Raw genomic sequence first — 3514 nt, forward strand, 5'->3', positions numbered from 1 at the left:
TCGAGTTCGTGCCTGTAGGAGCGCCTCACTGGAGTACGCGCACGATGGCTCGTGAAATGAAATTGTCGTAGACGGCAGTCACACGAATCTGGCGTGCTTTTGGCTTGAAACCGCATTGGCAGGAAACGTTCAAGCTCTCCAGCGATCGGATGTTCGTCGACAAGGTGCACGATATCGTCGGGCTTTACCTTAACCCGCCGCTCAAGGGCATGGTGCTGTGAATGGACGAGAAGAGCCAAATCCAGGTGCTCGATCGCACGCAACCCATGTTGCCGTTGGCACCCGGCATCCCTGAGCGACGTACCCACGATTACATGCGCCACGGCACGACAACCCTGAATTCAACGAACTTCTAACTCACGACGCCGGGTCGATCGCGAACCTCGCAAAGGAGGACGAATTTTTACTGGATCTGGACGTTTCTACTGAATGATCCTTTCTACTCCAATGCCAGCTTTGTTGATGCAAACGTACCGACACCAAATAGTCCTACGTTCGTCGTTAGGGCTTCTTGCGAGGTACACGCGTCGGACAAATCGCCTTCTCCCCGCACTTTCGGCAGATTGAACGAATTGACCAAGTGGGTCGAGGTTGGTGTTCAATTGGCCCACCGTTATTGGTAGTGTATTTTGCCCAAGGTCCGTTTGCCGAAGTGGACGGCGCTGATCGGCATTTGTTCAACGCCAGACACAGTCGAGCGGGATCGTGCCGATTTTCATGGCACAGGGTATATTGCTGCCGAACACCGAGTCGCTGCGCGTGTTGCCGTCTACTGCGACCGAGAGGGCCGTGTAGCCCGTCATGTGCAGTCCGGCAAGAGACGCCCGTGATAGCCACCCCCTACGCTTCGGTTCACCGCGTCGCAGCTCGGTCAAGGATCCGTCAGGGTTAGTTAGTGAGGATGTAGTCCGGGATCGGTCGTCTTCGTAGTACGGAAAGCGAAGCAAGTTTACGGAACCCGTAACCAATAAGAAAAAGCGGCGACACGAGAATACCCCTAGCAAATGAAAGCTCCGATCCAGCGTTAAATGCTTCGCTTGTGCGTGATGGGGTCAATTTGAAAATTGCAGCCAGCAGGGGTCTCTTTTTTCGGCGCGGGCAGAGTACGGTACGTCGAGAAAAACCGCAACTCGGAAACACGAGATCGCTGCGATGTTGCAAAAAGCGATGTCCACGCAAAAAATCGGCGTTGTTGCAAAAAGCGATCGCTGCAGGGGGTGACGTTTACGCGCAACGGTCGTGGAGCTGCCTCTGTTAACTCGCGGAGGAATTGCGTAGATTCTGGATATTTGGCGGGAAGATGCGCAAGGACAAACGCAAGAGCCGCGAGCCTAAAGGCGTCTATCGAGTCAGGAACTGGCCGGAGTACGACGCAGGGCTGATCGCACGAGGCAGCTTGACCATGTGGATTGACGAGAGCGCATTCACGAGCGGGAGCGAGGCGAGACCTGTCAAGCGCGGCAGGCCGCAGGTCTACTCCGACCCAGTGATTCAGGCCGTGCTTACGCTCAAGCACGTTTATCATTTGACGCTTCGGGCTGCTCAGGGCTTTGTGCGAAGTCTTCGCAAACTCGCATTTGGGGACCTGCCGGTGCCCAACTATACGACGCTAAGCCGCCGTTCACAGGAGCTTCAGGTCACGTTGCCCGAGATGTCGAGCGGCGACCCGATTCATCTGGTTATCGATAGTACGGGTGTGAAGGTCTTTGGTGAAGGCGAATGGAAGGTGCGCAAGCACGGCTACTCCAAGCGGCGGACCTGGCGTAAAGTCCATCTTGGGCTGGACGTGAAGACGGGCCAGATACGCGCGGCGCTGATGACGCATCAGGACGTCGACGACGCAAGTGCATTGCCGGGTTTGTTGGCGCAGATTCCTGCCGATGAACCCATCGATACGGTAGGCGGTGACGGTGCCTACGATACAAAGCAGTGCCATAAGGTGATTGACGGGCGCAGCGCTACGCCGTCGATTCCGCCACGCGAGGGGGCGAAGCCTTGGCCTGAGGGTACGCCCGGAGCAAGCTGGCGAAATGAAGCGATCAACGGAATTGCGCGAGACGGCCGGGACGAATGGAAGAAGCACAGTGGCTACCATCGACGTTCGCTGATCGAAAATACGATGTACCGGTTTAAAACGCTCACGGGGAATTGTCTTTCGGCGCGCTGCATTGGTTCACAAGCGACGGAGGTCGCCATCCGTGTTGGCATCATCAACCACATGGTCACACTTGCACGCCCGCAGTCCGTGCGTATTTCATGAATTTAGAATCGCGGGTGTACGCCCGCCTGAACTGTCGATTTTTGCAACAACGCCCAAAAAATCAACAAGCGCAATGCGCGGCAGCATAGGATGCGAACGTCTTGTACGCTTCCCTTTTAAGCTGTCGGTATGGTTCCGCCATCGATAACGTATTCAGTGCCCGTTATGGCGCCGGCGCGATCCGAGACCAGAAAGGCGATAAGGTCGGCAACCTCTCGTGGTTTTGTCGGGCGGCCAAGAGGTATGCCTCCGAGCGAGTTCATAATTATTTGCTTGCCGCCTTCATAGTCCGTTCCAGCCTGGCGCGCGAGCCGTTCTGCCATCGCAACTGCAGCTTCGGTCTCGACCCAACCAGGAGAGACTCTCACTACGCGGATACCTTTGGGCGTTACCTCTTTTGAGAGGCTTTTGCTGTAGGTCGAAAGTGCCGCTTTGGCGGCGGCATAGGCGGTCGTCGATTCGGGAAGCGGGAGCTCGTGCTGGATAGAGGTGACATGAATGACGACGCCGGAACCTTGTTTGATCATCAATGGCAGAAGTGAGCGATCAAGTCGAACCGCCGCCATCAGGTTTTGGTTTAACGCATTAAACCATTCATCGTCATCGAGGACCGCAAAGCCACCCGCAGGCGCGCTCGACCCACCCAGGACGTTAACGATGATATCGATGCCGCCAAGCCTTTCGACCGCCGCCTTAGCAACGGCTTCGCTGCACGTGTGGTGTGAGTCCGGTGCCCGCGTCATCTGGGAAGGTCACACGACATCGGTTAAACCGAGGCGGCGATCGGGCAGCCAATAGCGCCTTGCACATAACTGCCATTGGTCGGTTGATGACTGACGCTCGCACCAAGGCTTATGTCACTCGGCGTGTCAGCGAGGGTCACTCAAAGCTAGAAGCCATACGATGCCTAAAGCGCTACATCGCGCGGGAGGTCTACTTTGTCATTCGACAGCGTAACAGTGAGATTGCAAAGACCCAAATTTCCACTTAACCTTTAGAAGGGCGTCCAAGGCAGCCAGTTCATCAGTGCAGACTTCACCGACGCGGTCCGCTCGCGTGGGTGAAGTCTGTCGATGGACGGCAAGGGAAGCTGGCGGGACAACGTTTTTATCGAACGGCTGTGGCGCAGCGTGAAGTACGAAGAAGTGTATTTGAAGGCTTACGGATCTGTCGCACACGCACGGAAGTCAATCGACCATTACCTGACGTGGTACAACCAGCAAAGGCCTCATTCAAGTCTGTCGGACAAGACCC

Annotated in this window: 2 protein-coding genes and 3 pseudogenes; 4 read left to right on the forward strand and 1 reads right to left on the reverse strand. The window is 56.0% G+C overall.

Going from position 1 to position 3514, the window contains the following annotated elements:
- Together ACFFAR_RS28245 and ACFFAR_RS28250 are read left to right on the forward strand one after the other, a co-directional pair.
- Positions 1–338, forward strand: a pseudogene (locus ACFFAR_RS28245) (IS630 family transposase); the annotation flags it as partial.
- Between the two features lie 962 nt (positions 339–1300).
- Positions 1301–2260, forward strand: a complete 960-nt coding sequence (locus ACFFAR_RS28250) for an IS5 family transposase (RefSeq protein ID WP_375508911.1) — start codon at positions 1301–1303, stop codon at positions 2258–2260.
- Positions 2261–2376: 116 nt separating this feature from the next.
- Here ACFFAR_RS28250 and ACFFAR_RS28255 read toward each other — a convergent pair whose 3' ends face one another.
- Positions 2377–3003, reverse strand: coding sequence for an SDR family oxidoreductase (locus ACFFAR_RS28255; protein WP_375508912.1), 627 nt, complete (start codon positions 3001–3003; stop codon positions 2377–2379).
- On the opposite strand from ACFFAR_RS28255, the pseudogene ACFFAR_RS28260 reads away from it, so the two are divergent.
- A pseudogene (locus ACFFAR_RS28260) lies at positions 2976–3251 on the forward strand (transposase); the annotation flags it as partial. The gene ACFFAR_RS28255 and the pseudogene ACFFAR_RS28260 overlap by 28 nt on opposite strands.
- Positions 3252–3267: 16 nt before the next feature.
- Positions 3268–3514 (forward strand): annotated as a pseudogene (locus ACFFAR_RS28265) (integrase core domain-containing protein); the annotation flags it as partial.

This window comes from uncultured Caballeronia sp. (genome assembly GCF_964243625.1).
In the GTDB taxonomy this organism is placed as follows: Bacteria; Pseudomonadota; Gammaproteobacteria; order Burkholderiales; family Burkholderiaceae; genus Caballeronia.

What these genes read in the sequence shown, in the direction of transcription:
- ACFFAR_RS28250 (WP_375508911.1), top strand. Translation starts at nt 1,301, where the DNA reads ATGCGCAAGGACAAACGCAAGAGCCGCGAGCCTAAAGGCGTCTATCGA.
- ACFFAR_RS28255 (WP_375508912.1), bottom strand. Translation starts at nt 3,003, where the DNA reads ATGACGCGGGCACCGGACTCACACCACACGTGCAGCGAAGCCGTTGCT.